The 19,821-nt window shown below is 45.8% G+C and carries 19 protein-coding genes; 9 read left to right on the forward strand and 10 right to left on the reverse strand.

The genetic code is table 11. From position 1 onward, the window contains the following. Positions 1 to 39: 39 nt before the first annotated feature. The 6 genes from QUB14_RS08685 to QUB14_RS08710 all read left to right on the forward strand — a co-directional run bounded on the left by QUB14_RS08685 (position 40) and on the right by QUB14_RS08710 (position 5,642). A complete protein-coding gene (locus tag QUB14_RS08685; RefSeq protein WP_333219806.1) occupies positions 40 to 723 on the forward strand; it encodes a response regulator transcription factor in 684 nt (227 codons plus the stop codon). Next, positions 720 to 2,327 carry an ATP-binding protein gene (locus tag QUB14_RS08690; RefSeq protein WP_333219804.1) on the forward strand — a complete coding sequence of 536 codons (1,608 nt, stop codon included), beginning with the start codon at positions 720 to 722 and terminating at the stop codon, positions 2,325 to 2,327. Before QUB14_RS08685 ends, QUB14_RS08690 begins: the two co-directional genes overlap by 4 nt. A gap of 42 nt (positions 2,328 to 2,369) precedes the next feature. Beyond that, positions 2,370 to 2,495, forward strand: coding sequence for a hypothetical protein (locus tag QUB14_RS08695; protein ID WP_333219802.1), 126 nt, complete (start codon positions 2,370 to 2,372; stop codon positions 2,493 to 2,495). A gap of 255 nt (positions 2,496 to 2,750) precedes the next feature. Further along, positions 2,751 to 4,031, forward strand: a complete 1,281-nt coding sequence (locus tag QUB14_RS08700; protein WP_333219800.1) for a transposase — start codon at positions 2,751 to 2,753, stop codon at positions 4,029 to 4,031. A gap of 63 nt (positions 4,032 to 4,094) precedes the next feature. Next, entirely contained in the window at positions 4,095 to 5,204 is a 1,110-nt protein-coding gene (locus QUB14_RS08705) for a DUF4241 domain-containing protein (protein ID WP_333219798.1), read from the forward strand. 15 nt (positions 5,205 to 5,219) lie between these two features. Further along, a complete protein-coding gene (locus QUB14_RS08710) occupies positions 5,220 to 5,642 on the forward strand; it encodes a DUF2809 domain-containing protein (RefSeq protein WP_333219796.1) in 423 nt (140 codons plus the stop codon). Positions 5,643 to 5,812: 170 nt separating this feature from the next. On the opposite strand, the gene QUB14_RS08715 is transcribed toward QUB14_RS08710, so the two are convergent. From QUB14_RS08715 to QUB14_RS08725, 3 genes are all read right to left on the reverse strand, one after another. After that, positions 5,813 to 6,241 (reverse strand): DUF202 domain-containing protein, encoded by a 429-nt coding sequence (locus tag QUB14_RS08715; RefSeq protein ID WP_333219794.1) that lies wholly within the window; start codon positions 6,239 to 6,241, stop codon positions 5,813 to 5,815. A gap of 220 nt (positions 6,242 to 6,461) precedes the next feature. Beyond that, entirely contained in the window at positions 6,462 to 7,877 is a 1,416-nt protein-coding gene (locus QUB14_RS08720) for an LCP family protein (RefSeq protein WP_333219792.1), read from the reverse strand. A gap of 104 nt (positions 7,878 to 7,981) precedes the next feature. Then, a complete protein-coding gene (locus QUB14_RS08725) occupies positions 7,982 to 8,356 on the reverse strand; it encodes a hypothetical protein (protein ID WP_333219790.1) in 375 nt (124 codons plus the stop codon). Between the two features lie 243 nt (positions 8,357 to 8,599). Here QUB14_RS08725 and rpe point away from each other — a divergent pair, with 243 nt between their 5' ends. Then, positions 8,600 to 9,301: a ribulose-phosphate 3-epimerase gene (gene rpe, locus QUB14_RS08730; RefSeq protein WP_006632078.1), complete on the forward strand. Its 702-nt coding sequence runs from the start codon at positions 8,600 to 8,602 to the stop codon at positions 9,299 to 9,301. A 96-nt stretch (positions 9,302 to 9,397) separates the two neighbouring features. On the opposite strand, the gene QUB14_RS08735 is transcribed toward rpe, so the two are convergent. The 5 genes from QUB14_RS08735 to QUB14_RS08755 form a co-directional block, all read right to left on the reverse strand. Continuing rightward, positions 9,398 to 10,180, reverse strand: coding sequence for a DsbA family protein (locus tag QUB14_RS08735; RefSeq protein WP_333219788.1), 783 nt, complete (start codon positions 10,178 to 10,180; stop codon positions 9,398 to 9,400). 419 nt (positions 10,181 to 10,599) lie between these two features. After that, on the reverse strand, positions 10,600 to 11,112 hold the full coding sequence (locus tag QUB14_RS08740) for a hypothetical protein (protein ID WP_333219786.1): 513 nt from the start codon (positions 11,110 to 11,112) through the stop codon (positions 10,600 to 10,602). A gap of 116 nt (positions 11,113 to 11,228) precedes the next feature. Further along, a complete protein-coding gene (locus QUB14_RS08745; RefSeq protein ID WP_333219828.1) occupies positions 11,229 to 11,672 on the reverse strand; it encodes a hypothetical protein in 444 nt (147 codons plus the stop codon). Positions 11,673 to 11,749: 77 nt separating this feature from the next. Beyond that, positions 11,750 to 11,932, reverse strand: coding sequence for a CsbD family protein (locus QUB14_RS08750; RefSeq protein ID WP_006632074.1), 183 nt, complete (start codon positions 11,930 to 11,932; stop codon positions 11,750 to 11,752). 373 nt (positions 11,933 to 12,305) lie between these two features. Next, positions 12,306 to 12,512 (reverse strand): hypothetical protein, encoded by a 207-nt coding sequence (locus tag QUB14_RS08755; protein WP_333219784.1) that lies wholly within the window; start codon positions 12,510 to 12,512, stop codon positions 12,306 to 12,308. Positions 12,513 to 13,065: 553 nt separating this feature from the next. On the opposite strand from QUB14_RS08755, the gene urtA reads away from it, so the two are divergent. Then, positions 13,066 to 15,996, forward strand: a complete 2,931-nt coding sequence (gene urtA / locus QUB14_RS08760; RefSeq protein WP_333219782.1) for an urea ABC transporter substrate-binding protein — start codon at positions 13,066 to 13,068, stop codon at positions 15,994 to 15,996. A gap of 242 nt (positions 15,997 to 16,238) precedes the next feature. Here urtA and QUB14_RS08765 read toward each other — a convergent pair whose 3' ends face one another. Then, complete coding sequence (locus QUB14_RS08765) at positions 16,239 to 16,721, reverse strand: hypothetical protein (protein ID WP_333219780.1); 483 nt, start codon at positions 16,719 to 16,721, stop codon at positions 16,239 to 16,241. A gap of 184 nt (positions 16,722 to 16,905) precedes the next feature. On the opposite strand from QUB14_RS08765, the gene uvrB reads away from it, so the two are divergent. Then, positions 16,906 to 18,918: an excinuclease ABC subunit UvrB gene (gene uvrB, locus QUB14_RS08770; RefSeq protein ID WP_333219778.1), complete on the forward strand. Its 2,013-nt coding sequence runs from the start codon at positions 16,906 to 16,908 to the stop codon at positions 18,916 to 18,918. Between the two features lie 280 nt (positions 18,919 to 19,198). Here uvrB and QUB14_RS08775 read toward each other — a convergent pair whose 3' ends face one another. Next, a complete protein-coding gene (locus QUB14_RS08775) occupies positions 19,199 to 19,390 on the reverse strand; it encodes a hypothetical protein (protein ID WP_333219776.1) in 192 nt (63 codons plus the stop codon). Between the last annotated feature and the right edge of the window lie 431 nt (positions 19,391 to 19,821).

Below are 19,821 nucleotides of genomic sequence, written 5' to 3' on the forward strand. Positions count from 1 at the left end.
CCCTGCTAGCCGTATAATCGCAACCGAATAGGTAAATCTATGAATGTTCTATACGTTGAAGATGAAGAAAAAATCGCCAATTTTGTTTGTATGGGCTTGAAAGAACAAGGCTTTGTGGTGGATTATTGCGATAATGGCAATGATGGCTATGGGCGGGCGATGGATAATCAGTACGATGCGATCGTGCTTGATGTTGTATTGCCGGGAAAAGACGGATTATCTATTCTCAAACATCTGCGAAAGGCGGGACGCAACGTACCCGTAATTTTATTAACTGCTCGCAATGAACTAGACGATCGCATTGAAGGATTACATCTGGGTGCTGATGACTATTTAGCTAAACCGTTTTTTGTTGAGGAGTTAGTGGCTCGGATTTATGCTGTAGTGCGACGGGCTTCAGGCGGTGGGCAAAATATTCTGAGCGTTGGCCCAGTTAAGCTCGATCGCATTCTCCGAGAAGTTACTTGCGATCGCCATGCGGTAGAACTTACAAGCCGCGAGTTTAATCTGTTGGAATATCTAATGCGATCGCCCGGTAGGGTACTCACCCGCACGCAAATCCTCGAACATATCTGGGGTTATGATTTTAATCCGAATACGAATGTAGTAGATGTATGTATTCAACGCATTCGCAAGAAAATTGAACCGATTGGCGGTACAGGATGGGTTGAGAGTGTGCGGGGCGTTGGCTATCGGTTTCGTAAACCAGATTCACCATCATGAAACTCCAATCTTTCCGCTTTCGCATTGCTCTATCATCTTCTGTTCTTGCAAGTATTGCTCTGATTGGCTTTGGTGTTGTTTCCTGGTGGTTGATTTACGATGCTAAAGTCAAGCGTCTTGATGCTGGAATAGAAACTCAATTAATCCACGCTACCCGCCCGCGATCGCCCGAATGGGATGCTTATACTGATTCTTTGCCATTACTTTTGGGCATGAATGGAGAAACAACTGTGGCTTTGCTAGTGGCTCAAAGAGATGGTAATTTAATCTACAAATCGAGCCAGTGGCAAGATGGACTTGATGCGAATTCTATCTGGCAATCGTTGCCGCTACACCCTGGTAATCCTGACATAATAGATTTTGAATCAGAACCTCCCCCCCGACAAAATCCACTAGATCCACCACCTCCGGATCGCCTCAATTTATTTCCACCGCCCGAAAGCAGACCCCCACACGATCGACCTCCACAGGATCGACCCCCACACGATCGACCTCCACACGATAGACCTCCACACGATCGACCCCCACACGATCGACCCCCATTCGATTCACTTCATCCTCCTCAAGTGCCAAAAGCTAAGCTAGCAACCCAGCATACTAGGACTGCAATTTGGCGTGTTGGCGCGATTAATTCTCCTTATAATCAAGCAGCCATCGCTGTTAACTTACAAGCGATCGATCAGGAAATGGCATCGATTCGCAATATCTTTCTATTTTCTATTCCCGTAGTGCTTTTACTCGTAGCTGGTGGAGCCTGGGTCATATCGCGGAGTATTCTCTATCCAATTGAGCGACTCACGATGGCAATTCGCAATGTTACCGTACAGGGGCTAGATCGGCGCGTCCCTGACGGAGCAACCGATATAGAGTTTGTAGAATTAATTTTTGTGTTCAATCAGATGTTAGAACGTCTGGAACGAAGTTTTAAACAAGCTTCTCGTTTTAGTGGAGATGCTGCCCACGAATTAAAGACTCCGCTGGCAATTTTGCAAGGTCAACTAGAACGGGCTTTGCATCAAGTTGAATCTGGTTCTCAGGTGCAGCAGACGCTGAGTAATTTATTGGATGAAGTGCGCCGTTTGAGTGAAATAACCCGTAAACTTCTCTTACTTTCTCACGCCGATGCCGGACGTATGGGTTTACATTTGGTTAAGGTGAATATGTCGGATTTGCTATCGGAAATTGCCGAAGATATGGAACTACTAGCACCGCACTTAGATGTACAAATGGCAATTGCTCCCAATTTATATATCAAGGGCGATCGCGATTTGCTGGTGCAGGTTTTGCAAAATCTGGTTGGTAATGCGATTAAATATAATTTACCGAAGGGTTGGCTCAGGTTACAGGCTAAATGTCAGAGAAAAAGAGTAATTGTGAAAATTGTCAATAGTTCTCAGGATATTTCTTTGAGCGAGCGCGATCGCATTTTCGAGCGATTCCATCGGGGTGACTCCACTCAGATCCAAAAAATAGAAGGATCGGGATTGGGGCTAAGTTTAGCAAGGGAAATTGCACGGGCCCACGGCGGCGATATCAAGCTAGATGCTGCAATACTTGGTCAAACAGGGTTTATACTGAGCTTACCTGTGGGCGATCGCGATTAACCTTATAGCAGTGAAGCAGGACGAGTTCTGTTTGCTAAGACTTTGGCTAATTCTAACTTTAAAGTTAACGGTGCGACTGGGGAAGTTAAGTTTTTGCTCAGTGGCGATCGCCACAGCAATGTAATTCTTTTGCAAGTTGTACCAGACACTCAATCCGATAGAGGTTAAGATTTTATGCCAGTCATATCAAGTCCGGTTAAATAGATATGGCTTACCCAAGCAATCTTTGATATTGAACCAAAAATCATATATCAATACTCCGGACAGTTTTTCAAGAGGGATGCGATGGCTTCGGCAAGCAACGCTTACGAAATAAATCACAGAAGCGAAACAAATGAGTGCAATCTGAACCCCAAATGAACAGAAAAAAAGGCGCTCTTTTAGGTTAAGCTATAAAAACACACAAGCTTAACAGATTGCCTTATGAAGATTATTGAATCCATCTTACAACAAATGCCAGGGATTAGTCAACCCCAAAAGAAGTTTTTAATCACTTTATTCTCAACTATTTTACTGAGCTATGGCAAAATCAACTTCACGAATCTCAGTCGTTATAGTTGTTTGAGTGAAAAAACTTATCGTCGTCACTTTCTCAAAACATTTAACTTTCCACAATTAAATCACTATTTCCTAGAAAAAGCCTTAAATCCTGAGCACACAGTCATTGCTGTTATTGATTGTTCTTTTTTAAGAAAAAGTGGCAAAAAAACTGACGGTAAAGCTTACTTTTATAATGGTGTAGCTGGTAAATCGGAACAGGGGTTGGAAATTTCTGTGATTTCTATTGTCGAAATTGAGACTCGTTTATCTTATAGCTTAAGCGTACAACAAACTCCGTCACGTCCTCCCATAACGCCGGTGAAAAAACTGCCACAAAATCCGAAGAATTGCTGGTCTAAGAAATCGCGCAAAAAACCGGAGCCTCAAAGCTCAACGCCTGACATCACAAGAGTTGATGACTATGCACAACATCTAAAAAATACTCATTGTTACTTCCCAACTTCTGTACGTTATTTGGTGGCTGATGGCTATTACTATCGAGCTAAATTCTGGGATGCTGTGCGGGACTTAAATTTAGACTTTATTGGCAAGTTAAGAAGTGATGCTAACCTACGCTATTTCTATACAGGTGAACAAAAAAAACTGGGAGCTCCACGTAAATATGATGGTAAGGTTGACTGCCATGATTTGAGTCGTCTTAATTTTGTTAAAAACCTAAAACCGGGAGTTTCCTTATCTACATTGCTTGTGTGGAGTTGTTGTTTAAATTGCCCAATTTGTTTGGTTTGTATCTCTGAGGTTCAAGCCAACGGCAAAATCAAAAATGCTTTATTGTTTAGCACTGATATTCACCTACCACCTGAGCAAATTCTTGAATATTATCAGGCTCGCTTCCAGATCGAATTTATTTTTCGTGATGCCAAGCAATTTACGGGATTGTCAGATTGTCAAGCTCGTCATTTACCACGGCTTGATTTTCATTTTAATGCCAGTCTTATTGCCTTAAACTTAGCTAAACATGAACTCTCTAGTTGTCATTCATCTGCCAAGTCGTTTGTATTTTCTATGGCCTCTTATAAACGACTGGAATTCAATAAGCATCTACTTTGTACCTTTATTGATAAGTTAGATTTAGACCGGGATTTGATTTTAAATCACCCTAATCTTCCTTCAGTCTTGTCTTATGGTACTTTGGCTGCTTAAAAACTGTCCGGAGTATTGATATATTAGAGTAGTAAAAATGTTCTATCCAACTGCGATCGCCTCATGTCCCTAAAGGCTCATACCAACTTCCTCGCAGCATTCGAGCCCAATCAAGTCTACGAATCGCTCACAGAGGGTCGCATAACCAGTGATGTTGTTCAGGCTGGTGACTTAGTTTTACCTTCAGGGCGTATTATTGCTTGCGACCCCGGTTGGCTGTGGTGCAAAGACGTTGACCCGTTTACCAGAACCGTTCCACCAGGGCGCTATCCTGTGTTGCTAAGTGTGGTTGACAGTCGGCGCACTGCCTGTGCGATGGTTAAGTTTTGCTCTGAATCCCCTGTCCGTTGGGAGATGGCTCTGCGTCCAGGTGAGGATTTGGCCGAGTTAAGAGGGAATCAGTTTTTTGGGTATGGTGTTGATGCGGGAATGGGGTGTTTTGTCGATGCTCAGGTAGTGGAGCGGCGTTCTGATGAAGAATTGCAGGATCTACTCGATCGTGCCATTGAACAAAGCTGGCAATTGCATAACTGGCTAGCAGATCAGGATCTGGTAACTCAATTGACCTACCCATCTCAGCAAATTGTGGATCGGAGTGGCTTCAATCTCACCCTAGACCCCGATAATCTGCCCACTTTCAATCTCACCCTAGACCCTGATACTGGGGGCAATGCGATCGCATTTGGAAGTGGATACGGGGATGGTAGCTATGCCAGTTATTGGGGGTTCACAGCCGATGATGAACTGGCTTGTTTGGTCACTGATTTCCGGGTACTGCTCGATCACATCACGGAAAATATCGAGATTGAAGTTACAAGCTTCCTAGAAAAATCCATAGAGCATCGTGACTTGGAGCGGCTTGAGATGGCTATAAGACTCAGCGTTAATCGCCCAAGTTGGGTTCAGCTTAGTGATGATTTCCTCAACGATCAACCCAGCAACCCAGATTGCATACTGGTTTTGGAAGGACAGGGGCGCCAGCCCTGGAGCGTCAATTTAGAGCCGGGCGGTCGATTTTCCGGCTGTCCTATGATGATGGTTTCAGAATGGATAGAAGAGGATAGGTGGTACAGAGAATATTGGTTCAATGAGCCGTTGCAAGCCAATGCAGTATTGAAGATCGCACTTAATTCTGAGGTTTATACACTTCAACCTGTGACAACAAATGCGTGATTGTACCCAGAATCAATGACTTCCCCAATTTCTCCCGATCGCCGTTTTTTAAAATATCGAATTGCCCTGCTCATCAGTATAATCGTGATTATCCCTTTAGGTTACGTAGTGAGATTTTCTCGCGGCCCTGCACCAGAATGGTTCAACGACTGTTTTGGGAGCATAGCTTATGAGGTATTTTGGATTTTGCTGGTTGTTCTGATCTTGCCGCGATTTTCGCAAATTAGGGCGGCTGTAGCTGTGTGTCTAGCTACCTGCGGAGTAGAGTTTCTGCAACTCTGGACACCTCCGTTTTTACAAGCAATGCGAGCTACTTTACCCGGAAGGCTGATTTTGGGAAATCACTTTACTTGGTCAGATTTTATCTCTTATTTTGTGGGGAGTTTTTTAGGTTGGTTGTGGGTGCGATGGCTTCATTTCACTTGTTTCCGCTTGTAAGTTGTACTGCATTTAAATTGTATATTTCCCTGACCAGATCCAAATTTGTCACATCCTATCCCCATCGGACTTTCTCCCCATCTCTCGAACGCCATAGACAATCTATATGCACAAAAGCTTAATGATATGGTTGCGATTATTTTCACTCAATTCTAAGCGATCAGGTTAACTTAGAATTGAGAGTTTTTAGGGGTTGAAGTGGGAGCTATATTTCCGCGATCTCGCCATAGCAACAACGGAATGCTTAACGTTCCTAAAATCATTACAACTACAGTCAGAATCCCAACTAGCACACGATTTGGGCGATAATCACCTCGCTCAATTTGCCAGAAAACTCGATTATAACGCCATGCTGCTAAGGGAATGACCGCAATCCCAAAAACGACCAGACTCAGCCCTAAAGTTTCGGAGTTGAAGAAGGGAGGGGAGGAAACTTCTTGCTGAGTCACTGTAGCTTGAAATTGACGCAGAAATAAACTGAACCGACTGATTGCCAACCCAAAACCAATTAAACCGATTGAAGTTCGTAACCATGCAAGAAAGGTGCGTTCATTGGCCTGATGTTCGCGCTGTCGGTCTATTTTAGCACCCTTGTTCATCAACCCTACCTTGATAAAATATCTTAAGCTTTCCCTCGTTGATTATTGTTTCACTTGTGATTGCGGAGGGAAGTATCGGTATTGCGATCGTGATTCATCATCACCAAAAAATATAATATCACTAAATCGACAAAAAAGCGATCGCCTCCATCTCTACCAACAGAAAATAAGAGGACACAGCAATGCTGTGTCCCTACAAATACCCCAGTTATAATCCAGTTTAAAAAGACTTAGCCGCACCGCCGGACTGAGCCTTTTTCTCCAACCAATCCTTACCCAATCTAATTGTCACGTCCGACTGCAAAGAACCGGTACTCTCAACCAGCACATCTCCAAAACCCAAAAACTGGCGAATCGCTTGAGCACCTTTAATATCGCCCTGTTGAGCTACTAGAGTAGTTACCTCCAACGGTTCGGGCCAAGCTTTATAAACCTGAACATTCCGATAACCGGCTTGAGTCAAATTATTGACAAAAGCTTCAACAGCCGATGGATCGCCGGTACTATCTTGAATCGCCACCTTCAGAAAAGTCGAATCAGCATTCTCAATTTGCCAAGTATTTTGGCCGAAGTCAAAATGTTCCGCCACCATCGTTTCGATGGCATATTGGTCGGGCAACCAAAAACTTGACTTGTAGTCCTTAGAATCGCTAAATTTGCCGGGAACCATCAACATCTGCACGCCAGTACGATCGGTGTGAGTAGCAAAACCAGCTAAAGCTACCAATTCTTCTATACTCAAATTCGTGTCAAGGTGAGACTGAATCACCGATAAAATCTTCGGTAGTCGAGACAGCAAACCTACATTTACTTCCTGTTCCACAAAAGCCCGCATCAACAATTGTTGGCGCTGTACCCGCCCGATGTCGCCCAAATCGTCGTGCCGGTAAAGCAAATATTGCACGATTTGTTCGCCGTTTAGTTTCTGCTTGCCCGCCTTTAAATCTATATATAAATGCTGGCTTTCATCGGTATACTTCATGTCTTTAGGGACATTAATAGTAATGCCACCAAGTGCATCGACCAAACTTTTTATGCCTTGAATATTGACTGTGACATAGCGGTCAATTCCCACGCCGCCCAAGAGTCCGCTGACTGCCTTCGCTGACGAAGCTGGGCCCCCGTAGTAATTAGCTTCGTTGATTTTCACCTCGCCCCTGCCTTCAACATAGGTGCGGGTGTCTCGCGGAATGGAAAGCACGCTTAACTTTTTATTTTGAGGGTCAAACCTAACCAACAGCATGGTATCGGTTAAGCCCTTAAAGGAGTTTTCCCAAACTTCGTATCCGACATTTTTGTTGACACTTCCTTCGATGTCAGAGGTCAGAACTTTAAGTCCTAAAACTAAAATATTAACTGGCCGAGTCAGCTCCGGCATCTTCATGTTGAGCTTTGCCATGTCGCCTTGAGAAAATACTGCTGCTTCTTCAGGGCTCAACTTTTGTTGCTGAAGCGGCGTTGTGGAAAGGGAGACGGCTAGCAACGCTCCGGCTGTGGCTGAGAGCATGGCTACTCCAGCTAAACCAAAACCAAAACCCAGCCAGCGGCCTCGATGGGGCTGGGAAGCTTTTTTGGTGGCAGGTTGAGCTGTTGATTGTTGGATAGGGTCTTGATTAGGAATTTTTTGAGCTGGCACTGGCTTCCTCACACACAACAAAAATAAAAAAGATAATGGCAATATGTAGTATCAAGCTGAAGACGCAATCAATCAATAGGGTAGGGGCTGAAAATAACCCTAAATTATGATAAATGTTTGCCTACTACTTGCTCGGCTACGCGACTAATTCCGGGCAACCATAGTGGTTGACGCTTCCAGAGGCGAATCATCAGTCCCAGAGCAACGATGAAATAGCTGGTTGTTAGCAGGCTACTCATTAATAACATGGGAAGTGTCGGAGATTCCGCAGAAATCGCTCCAGCTTCTAAAAGAATATGTCCTAAGAGCCAACTAAAAGCAAGGGCAATTGCCAAGCGGCTGACGGCTTTGCGTTCGGGACTACCCTGACGGCGGTAAAGAGTCCACAGGGCGGGGAAAAAGCCGATGACTGGGATCATTAATACAAAAAGACTGGCACGATCGAGTTCAGGATTTTCTAAGCGATCTGTTCTTTTCATAATTCGGTACTCAAAATTGGCAGAAGGTCAGATTTGGCACACAAGTTATTTGTTAGAGGGAAAATTTATATCCTAAACCAAAATTCCGAGAGCTGGGCTGGGACGATCGCCAAACTTGTCTGTCAGAGGCAAAATTTTTCTGCCCTCCCAATCTCGCGACCGATCGTTGGCAACTTTTCGACCCGGAGACCCGTATTTTGATAAACTGGATACAGCACAGCAGTCAGGAGAACAGACTTAGCCATGACCCAATCCCAAAAACCCATCGTTATTGCTCCATCCATATTATCAGCCGATTTTAGCCGTCTTGGAGAAGAGATTCAGGCTGTCGATCGAGCTGGGGCTGACTGGATTCACGTAGATGTGATGGACGGTCGCTTTGTTCCTAATATTACTATCGGGCCGCTGATTGTTGAGGCAATTCGCCCTGTTACTACCAAGGTGATCGATGTCCACTTGATGATTGTGGAGCCCGAGAAGTACGTCGAGGACTTCGCTAAGGCTGGTGCTGACATTATTTCGGTTCACGCGGAACACAATGCTTCGCCTCACTTGCACCGCACCCTCGGCCAAATTCGGGAATTGGGCAAAATGGCTGGTGTGGTTCTGAATCCTTCGACGCCGCTGGAGTTGATCGAGTACGTGCTGGAACTTTGCGATTTGGTGCTGATTATGAGCGTCAATCCCGGCTTTGGCGGTCAAAGTTTTATCCCGGCTGTTTTGCCGAAAATTCGCCAGTTGCGTAAAATGTGCGACGACAAGGGCCTCGATCCTTGGATTGAGGTAGATGGCGGTTTGAAGGGGAACAATACTTGGCAGGTTCTGGAAGCAGGCGCAAATGCGATCGTCGCTGGTTCTGCTGTGTTTAAGGCGAATGATTACGCAGCCGCGATCGAGGGTATCCGCCACAGCAAGCGTCCGACTCCTGAGTTGGCTGCGGTTTAATCAAAGATTTTTCGAGTTTTTCTGGTTTTTCTCGTTCCCAGCCTGCTTTGGCTGGGAACGAATTTTTAGACTCGGTTTCCAAGAGTCATGAATTACTTATTTGGAGACAGAGGCGAGAATGCTTTCCATCTCAGAAAGCTCGATCGCGCCGGAGAAAGTTTGGCCGTTCATAATAAAAAATGGAGTGCCTTCAATGCCCAGTTGTTGAGCAAGTTGCACGTCTTTCTGAATGGCGGCTTCGGCAGCAGGGCTGTTGCGATCGGTGTTAAATTTATCTAATTTTAGATTGAGCTTTTGGGCGATCGATGTGTACAATGGTTCGCCTAACTCTTTCTGCCCTTCAAACAAAGCGCTGTAGTATTCCCAAAATTTGCCCTGCTGTTGGGAAGCCCAAGCTGCTTTAGCTGCTGGCAGCGCTTGAGGGTGAATTGAAGTCAAGGGAAAATGCTTGTAAGCTAAAGTAACTTTGTCCTGGTGTTTTGCCATAAACTGCTTGACAGTATCGTGAGCGCGCGCGCAAAACGGACATTGAAAGTCAGAGAATTCTAAAAGTACAATCTGCTGCGAAGCTGATCCCGTGCTGGGAGAATCCCCGATCGCAGATTTGGGATTAGTTTTCATCTCCTGCAAAAATGACTGCTGCGCTGCTTTAAGAGACTGCTGCTGCTGTTGCTGGTACGCTTGTACCGACTCTATAATTGCTTGCGGGTTTTCGCGGATAATCTGCAATACTTGCTCTTTCAACTTAGGATCGGCTGAATTGCCAGCCGCTGACTGCGCGGGGGAACAACCGATAAATACCAGGCAACTTGCCAGGAGTACAGCCAAGCAGAAAGCTTGCTGGCTGCGGAGTTTTCGCCAAATAGTGGATACGTTCATCTTTTTTTCTGATTCACGGCAACACTTAATCCTACATTTAATTTTGCGGAGTGTCAGGTATACCGCAGTTTACTGTTGTGCAGCTATTTTTAGCTTTGAGCAATAATTAATAATTCGTAATCGGTAATTGGCAAGGTTTTTTACTTACCCGAACAGCTACGACCCCAATAATTAAGATTTAAACAATCGGGATTTAGTATTATAATATTATGTTACGTTGAACGACCGCCATCAAAGATGCTGGTAGTGAGGACTAAAGTTTGAGTGAGTTTTATGATGACTAAAATCCTCCCTACAAAGGTGATCGCAGTTATTTTACTACAATACTAAATATAAAAGATAAAAGGGCGATCGCCAGAGCGATCGTCCTTTTATATACTGCACGTATTATCAGCTTTTAAACAAGTCTGAATCCGAGACTATTTGCGGTTGTTGAGCCATTTAGCCGCAACTATTCCCAAAATACCCGCAACAACTGGATTGCCCAAAAACTTCATCAAACTCGGCTGTTCGGCCAGCACTTCTTGGAAAATATCCGGGTGATTGTGATAGGTAAACGAAGCCAGCTTGGTAACATCGTCAGCATTCATGCGGCTGGCGTGGTGGGTAGAAAGTCCTAGCTGCTTTTCCAATTGGCGATCGTCCAATCCTCTCTTCCCCAAATGCTTGAAGAATTCCCGCGCCACGTCGTCGCGTTCGTTTGGCTTAATTTGGGCGATCGCCTTTTGCAATTCCGGTTCCAACTGAGCCGGCGGGAGGGAGTCGTGATTCAGAGAACGCCCGAATAATTGTTTGCGCTGGGCGGGCGAAGTTCTCTGAGCAAAATCGTCAAAGTTTTCGTAATCTTCACCCGTTGTCTCGGGCATCATTTCTCGATCTCCCTGGGCCAAATCTTTCATGATTTGACTCTTGTAATTATCGCTGCTACTCATGGTAAATCTTTTCCACTCTAGACAACAGTTTTGTCTTTATTTGAGATTGTTTCGCATTCAAAAAACTGCGGAATATTAAACCGTCGCGCGGCTTTAATTTAAGCTTTCTAACCAGGTCAAGACTTGTATTCAATTTGATTTGATTGCTGGTCGTACTTAGCCGTCAAAATCAGTTTTTTGTCAGGAGCGTAAACCAAAACACTTACATCCTGATTTGGGAAATTGCGGTGAAAACCTTGTGCTAAAGATTTCGCCAAATCTTTCACTTCTGTGGGGCGAACTTGCGGGGTAATTACAACTCCCAATTTGTTATTGTCGCGCACGTAAGCATCCTGAACCAGGCCCTGAGCCGTCAATGTTACCCATTTACCAAAATCTTGACCTGCGGCGGTATTACCACGTTCTAGCTGCGCGTAATAACCCTGACTGTCGCCAATTGCTACAGGTACATCACTCGGTTTTTGGGTTGAAACGCTGGGCGCGCAGGCAGTCGTAACAGCCAGCATTAAAACCAAGAGTAAGCCCGCAATTATTTTGCGACTCTGCTGCAATAAACTCACCTTTTTTCCTCCGTTCACAAAACATTTGGCATACTTGAAAGGGTCAGGTTGCTCGACCCTCTCAATTAGTATTAGGCTTAGTCTAGTTTCTTTTTGAGCTCATCTTTCACATCTTCGATCGCATGACCAGCTTCAGCTTTTGCTTGCTTGGCTTTGCCTTCTGCTTTATCCTTCGGGTCGCCAGTAACATTGCCCAAGGCTTCTTGAGCAGCGCCTGCGATGTTGTTGCCAGTTGCCTTTGCTCTATCTTCAGTGCTCATGGGTTTCTCCCTATGTGTATCTAATCAGACATTTTTTACTTACTAAACTCATCATAGGTAACTAGGAGCTGCGTTGCACTCTACCTCTAGGAAGAAACAATGAAGAGGGAACATGAAAGATGGAAAAATTATTTTTCACTTTTAGACGGACTGCCACTTTCATACTTAACCTTACCGGCTTTTTTTACCGTTTCTGCTGGCTGCCATCAAGTATTTTTGTAAAAAACTGCTGGATGGTCGCCCGTGCGTCCAAGACTATTTTTTTAAACCCAAAATAATTTATAACTTTTAAATTTTATTTAATTCTGCCTTAAAAAAGCGGGTGTGGGCAAGACCGCATCTTACCCACACCAGAAAAAAATTCGTATTAGTTTTAATCTACCTTGTGATGACATTCTTCATCTATTCTGTGCTGAAGTTCTTCTTTCAACTGTTCTACAGCGCGCATAGTTTGAGCATCTTCTTTTTTTTGCTGACCGAGGGCTTTTTCTGTTTCCTCCCCGAGCAATATTTCCCGGGACTTTGGTAGGGTGACTTGATTCTCCCTACCAGTGTGGGTCGCGTTTTCTTCAGTATTCATTACTTTTTCCCTTATTGTTTGCAAAATTTATTTTTAACAAAGGTACTTAGAAGTTAACCTTATGTTTATTATAAGGGAAATCACGAAGATTTCCCTCTGTCTGAAGGGAGATAGGGGATGGTGAAGAGTTTTGAGTTTTATAGTTAAGATAAATTACGGAAACTTCCATTAGCCCCAAAGGAGATAGGGGAAGGGGAATAGTGCGTGAGATTGCTTGGTGAGTCGCAAGGCACGGGCAGTGAATGAGTTGGGGAAATGGGAGGAGGGGGGATAATTTTTCTGCGGCGCGATCGCCATAAGTACCTTTTGTGGTTTGTTTGATGAGGCTGTTTCGAGATCCGTAAAAGATGAAGAGAGAAATAGGCGACAGATTTAGTGCAGACTTAAGTCAGATGTAGAGCAGTTTGACCCTTAAAATCAACACGGTGCCGCAATTGGCCAGTTGTGTGACGCTCGGGTTAAATAATCTGCTAAACAAGACTTAGCCTCAAGGCTAACTTCCTGCCGGAGCCAACTAAAATTTCTGTTATTAGTAAAAAGTATCTAAAACCCTATGGGAGCAAGGAGCAGTAACCCCCTCGAAGCAGCCGGCCCGACTCGTAAGCCGATCAAAATAGGCGTGTTGCATTCGCTGACGGGCACGATGTCCATCAGCGAAATTTCTGTTAAAGATGCGACGCTGTTGGCTGTTGAGGAAATTAATGCGGCGGGAGGGGTGCTCGGACGCCCCTTGGAAGCGGTTATAGAAGATGGAGCCAGCGATTTGCAGACTTTTGCTCAAAAAGCTAAGCAATTGCTCTTAGAAGCGCAGGTGGCGGTGGTATTTGGCTGTTGGACTTCGGCTAGCCGCAAAGCTGTACTGCCTGCTTTCGAGCAGGGCAACGGGTTGCTGTTCTATCCGGTGCAGTATGAAGGGCTAGAACAGTGTCCGAATATTTTCTACACTGGTGCTGCCCCGAACCAACAGATTGTGCCTGGGGTGAATTACTTGCTGGCACAGGGGAAGCGGAAAATTTTCCTGTTGGGTTCGGACTATCTCTTTCCCCGGACAGCAAATCGGATTGTGAAAGCTCAACTGGCGGCACTGGGGGGAGAGTTGGCGGGGGAAGTGTATCTGCCACTGGGTTATAGGGAAGTGGGCGAGGCGATCGCACATATTTTAGCAGTGAAACCAGATGCTATTCTCAACACTCTCAACGGCGACAGCAATGTGGCTTTTTTCCAAAAGTTGCGGGAAGCTGGCGTGAAACCCGAGGATTTGCCCGTGATGTCGGTCAGCGTAGCAGAAGAGGAAGTGCGGGCGATCGGGCCGTCCAATATTGCGGGACATTTGGTGGTTTGGAACTATTTTCAAACGGTGGATACACCGGAAAATCGTAAGTTTGTCAAGGCTTATAAAGCCCGATACGGGGAAAATCGAGTCACCGATGACCCGATCGAAGCGGCTTATTTGGGCGTTTACCTGTGGAAGCAAGCAGTAGAAAAAGCTGGTTCGACAGATGCGGTTAAAGTCAGGGCGGCTGCTAAAAATATTGAGTTTGCAGCGCCCTCGGGCAAGGTAAAAATAGATGCCCAAACTCAGCATATCTGGAAAACAGTGAGGATTGGCAAGGTGAGGGCAGACGGTCAAATTGAGGAGATTTGGAATTCCGGCGCACCGGTTCCGCCAGATCCTTTTCTCAAGGGCTATCCTTGGGCGGCGGCACTTGCTACGAGGGGGATTTCTCTGGGAACTCGGGCGTCTTTGAGCGGGCTGTTTGTCATCTTGGTACTGATAACTTGGATGGCGGTGGGAGTCGGGTGGATGGGTTCTGTGGAGATGAAGAACTATTTGCTGACAATAGAGGCTGCCTCACATCCGGCGGCGGGGGTTTCTGAGGCCGCAATGGCGGTGCTGGTGCAGCAAACTCTGGCAGTGGTAAGCCGCACTCAGCACTGGCTGCTGGGGGCTTTGGTTTTGAGTGCGATCGCGGGGATAGTGGGTTTTGTGTCGGTGTCGGCAATTATTCGGAATCTCGGCTTGCTGCGGGAAACTGCCGAACAGATGGCGAGCGGTGATTTGACGGCTCGCTCGCCTGTTGTTTCTAATGACGCGATCGGGGTGCTATCTTCTACTCTCAATACCATGGCTCAGCAAATTAACAGTTTGCTCAACGGTTTGGAAGTGCGGCAGCGGCAGCTAGAGGAACGATCGGAGGAATTGGAAGTCGCTAAGAATGCTGCCGAAGCTGCCAACCGGGCGAAAAGCACTTTTTTGGCAAATATGACTCACGAGTTGCGGACGCCCTTGAATGCGATTATTGGGTACAGCGAGCTGCTGCAAGAAGAGGCTCTGGAACTCGGCGAAGAAGAGTTTGTGATGGATTTGGCAAGCATTAATATGGCCGGCAAGCAGTTGCTCAACATTATTAGCGACATCCTGGATATTTCTAAAATTGAAGCAGGAAAGATGACTCTTTTCTTGGAGACTTTTGATGTGTTGAATTTGCTCGAGCAGGTTGTCACTACTGTTCAACCCCAGCTAGGGAAAAATGGCAATACTTTGATTGTGAATTGCGATCGCAATATTGGCACGATATACTCTGATGTGTCAAAGCTGCGGCAAGCGCTGTTGAATTTGGTGACCAATGCTGCTAAGTTTACCGATCGAGGCAAAATTACGATTAATGTTTGGAAAGAAGAAGGGGAGGTTTTGCCGATCGGCAATTCCGAAGAACTCTCGGCAGATCCTTCTCGGTGTCCACAGCCTTCGATCGTCTTTCAAGTAACCGATACCGGCATCGGCATGACTGACGATCAGGTGTCGAGGCTGTTCGGAGCTTTCACTCAAGCGGACAATTCTACTACCCGCAAATACGGCGGCACGGGTTTGGGGCTGACAATTAGCCGGAAATTTTGCCAGATGATGGGCGGAGACATTACCGTTGAGAGCGAATTTAATTGCGGTTCTAGTTTTACGATCCGGTTGCCGATTGCGATTACAAGCCCGCCGAAAGAACCGCAGGACGAGCAAGAAATCCCAGAAATTGAGGCCGAGCCTTCCCAGGATTTAGACACGAGTGCAGAAGCGACAGAAGCGAAGCAAAAAGCAGTGCGATCGCAACCGCTGGATCTGCCGGATGCTGCTACTGTGCTGGTGATTGACGACGATCCGGACGCGCGGGATTTGATGACTCGCTGCTTGTCGAAACAGGGATTTCGGGTGCGATCGTCGGCTAGCGGTCAAGGGGGGCTTCTGTTGGCTAAGGAGTTGCTGCCGGACGCGATTATTCTAGACGTAATGATGCCAAGTATGGACGGCTGGGCGGTGCTGTCGGCGTTGAAAGCCGATCGAGATTTGGTTGATATTCCAGTGATTATGATAACTTTTTTGGACGACCAAAATCAGGGTTGGGAATTGGGAGTGGCGGAGTATGTGAGGAAGCCTGTGGATTACAAGCGCTTTGCTGCTTTATTGAGTAAATATCAGGGTATCGAGAAGTAGTTAGTTGACTGTTGACTGCTGACTGTTGACTGTTGACTGTTGACTGTTGACTGTTGGCAGTGGTTATTAGTTATTAGTTATTGGTAGCAGATAACAACTAAAAACTAACAACTAACCACTAAGCTGTCGCGCATTTAAATTGAATATTCGAGGCGGGCTGGACGCCCACCCTACTCATTATTTGATTGTTTTTGACATACACTTTAAATGTCGCAACAGCTTAACAACTAACAACTGACTAATTAATCTAAAAAGCCCATTAATGCCGAGCTATCGTCAATTTCGTTTGAAGCAATAGGGCGATTTCCTCCCATTGTGGAGTAAACTTCATCAATGTGCAGAGTGCTCATGCCAATAGGGCGGGCACCGGACATACTGAACATTTCGCTGACTTGCATGGCGCTGGAGCCGATCGGGCGATTGCCGAGTGTAGCAACCACTTCAAAGTCGCTGGATTCGACCGGGCGATTGCCTACAGTGCCGTAGGTTTCGCTGAGGTGCAGGGTGCTAGTGCCGATCGGGCGGTTCCCCGATATCGAGACGGTCTCGCTGATGGTAAAATCGTCAGGGCCGACGGGGCGGTTGTCATGCATGAGTTGAGGCCGATAAAGTTGAATTCCTGTTGCTTTGGCATCCGTGGGTTCTGTCGGTTGGCTTTTGGAACCTCCTTTGCCGCGGCGGGCGAGTGCTTTGCCTTTGCCTGTACCTGTGCTCCTCGTATCCATAATTCTTTTCCTCGCTTATTTTTGGGTGTTGATTGCTGGGTGCGGACAACTGCTTTTCTTGGCTTTCTGCTTTCTATTTCGGCCGATGATTAAAATAATATTACAAAGTCTAACTATTTTTTTAACGAAATTGCAGAATCTCTGCATTTTTGTTAAGATTTATGGGTAATAGCTACATTTTCCTATGGTAACTGCGGCAGCATCTTTTCAATTGCAAGCGCCCTTCCAGCCCACAGGCGACCAACCGCTAGCGATCGAGCAACTTGTCAAAGGCATCGAAGCGGGCGATCGATTTCAAACCTTACTCGGTGCCACAGGTACGGGCAAAACCTTCTCCATTGCCTCGGTGATTGAAAAAGTTGGCAGACCCACTTTAGTCCTAGCACACAACAAAACCCTGGCAGCTCAACTGTGCAACGAACTGCGAAATTTTTTCCCGAACAATGCAGTCGAATACTTTGTCAGTTATTACGACTACTACCAACCTGAAGCATACATTGCCGTCACCGATACTTTCATTGAGAAAACGGCCGCAATTAACGACGAGATCGATATGCTGCGGCACTCCGCCACGCGATCGCTCTTTGAACGCCGCGACGTAATTGTAGTTGCTTCAATTAGCTGCATCTACGGTTTGGGAATGCCCGCAGAATACCTGAAAGCATCTATCCCTTTGCGAGTAGGAATGCAAGTCAACCAGCGGCAAATTTTGCGCGATTTAGTCAACGTCCAATACAGCCGCAACGATATAGATTTAGGCAGAGGCAAATTTCGCGTCAAAGGCGATGTTTTGGAAATCGGCCCCGCTTACGAAGATAGAATTATTCGCGTTGAGTTTTTCGGAGATGAAATCGATGCCATTCGCTACGTTGACCCCGTAACAGGTAAAATCCTGCAAAGTTCAACGGCTTTAAATATCTATCCAGCGCGCCACTTTGTCACGGCAGAAGATAAATTAGAGGCAGCTTGCCAAGGAATAGAACTAGAATTAGAAGACCGATTGGCAGAATTTGAAAAACAGGGTAAACTATTAGAATCTCAGCGGTTGGAACAGCGCACGCGCTACGATTTGGAAATGCTGCGCGAGGTAGGTTACTGCAACGGAGTCGAGAATTATTCGCGGCATTTAGCAGGGAGAAATGCGGGGGAACCGCCAGAATGTTTGATTGATTATTTCCCGAAAGATTGGATGTTGGTGATAGATGAATCTCACGTCACAGTGCCGCAAATTCGGGGGATGTACAACGGCGACCAAGCGCGCAAAAAAGTATTGATCGAACACGGTTTTCGTTTGCCCAGCGCGGCCGATAACCGCCCTTTGAAAGCAGAGGAATTCTGGGCAAAAGAAAATCAGTGCATCTTTGTTTCTGCTACGCCTGGGGATTGGGAAATGGAAATATCTGAAGGCAGAGTTGCAGAGCAAGTAATTCGCCCTACCGGAGTAATAGATCCGACAATTTTTGTGCGCCCGACGGAAGGACAAATTGATGATTTGTTGGGGGAAATCAAGGAGAGAGTAAGTCGGGACGAGCGAGTTTTGGTGACGACTTTAACCAAGCGGATGGCGGAAGATTTAACCGAATATTTGCAGGAAAGGGGAATTAGAGTGCGGTATTTGCACTCGGAAATTCAGTCGATTCAACGCATCGAAATTATCCAAGATTTGCAGGATGGTAAGTTTGATGTATTGATTGGTGTTAACTTGCTGCGGGAAGGTTTGGATTTGCCGGAAGTTTCGCTGGTGGTAATTTTGGATGCGGATAAAGAGGGGTTTTTGCGATCGGGACGTTCGTTGATTCAAACGATTGGAAGGGCGGCGCGGCACGTTCAGGGACAGGCTATTCTGTACGCGGATAATTTGACGGATAGTATGGTGAAGGCGATCGACGAAACGGATCGACGCCGGGGGATTCAGCTAGCGTACAATAAGATGCACGGGATTACGCCGCAGCCGATCGCGAAAAAGCGATCGAGTAATGCGATTTTGGCATTTTTGGATGTGTCGCGCAAGCTGAATTCTCAGCAGTTGGAGGAGGTTTACGAACAGGTAAACGAGTTATCTTTGGATGAGATTCCTCAGTTAATCGGGCGGTTGGAAGCGCAGATGAAGGCGGCGGCTAAGAAGTTGGAGTTTGAGGAGGCGGGTAAATTGCGCGATCGTATTAAGCATTTGCGGGATAAGCTATTGGGACATTAAGCTTGTTATCAGGGAATTGAGGGGGATTTTTAACCGCAGATGCACGCAGATAAACGCTGATGAATTGCTGAAGTCTGCGACTTTGCAGAGTTTTTGCAGGAAAAACAGGAAAAAGTGCGATCGTATTAAGCATTTAGGTGAAGTGCGATCGCCTTTTACCATTGTCCTATTTTTTGGATGGGAAGGGCGATCGCGCTTTTTATCAGATTCCTAACCTTTGGGCTGATTCGCGATCGGATAAGTTTTTGTCTGAACGCTAATCATCAGAAAGGTTACATAGCTATTGAGCTTGTCCAAACTTAGCTATGAAATCGTAAATTTGGTCATTACTCAGGTGGCTAAAGTCTGGCGGGTTAACGATGCCCCTGCCTTTCACTACCAGTTGGGCTATAGCAATCAGCATGGTACGGACTTGCCAGCCTAAAGGGTTAGGATACAATTGTCCATCTTTTGCGCTAAAATGTTGGCACATATATTTTGTGGTTAGGTGTGCTGTTGGTGGTCTGAAGTTAAGAGGTCAAACCACCTGGAGTTTTCTAGCCAAAACGAGGGTTCTGTCTGAATTAGGAGTTCAGACGGCCTTTTTCGTTTTTACTACTTTGAACCGCAGATGCACGCAGATCTACGCTGATCAATTGCAGAAGTCTGCGACAAGAATCTTTAGAACGGCTTGATACAGGTCAGTGCAGTCGCTTCTAGATTCTGAATTACAACAGAGAGTCCCTATCACTTGTAGGTGTAGGGGCTTATTTATTTTTAACGGTTTTCCGGCCAATTGTCAAGTCTTTTTTGGATATTTACTCACGAAAGATTCGGGATTGAAACTGAGTGTTATCGCGGTATCTTATCCTGTTATTGCAAGCACCATAAGAGACTTTTGTACTAAACTACATAAATACTTGT

It is taken from the genome of Microcoleus sp. B3-D2 (assembly GCF_036705345.1).
In the GTDB taxonomy this organism is placed as follows: Bacteria; Cyanobacteriota; Cyanobacteriia; order Cyanobacteriales; family Microcoleaceae; genus Microcoleus.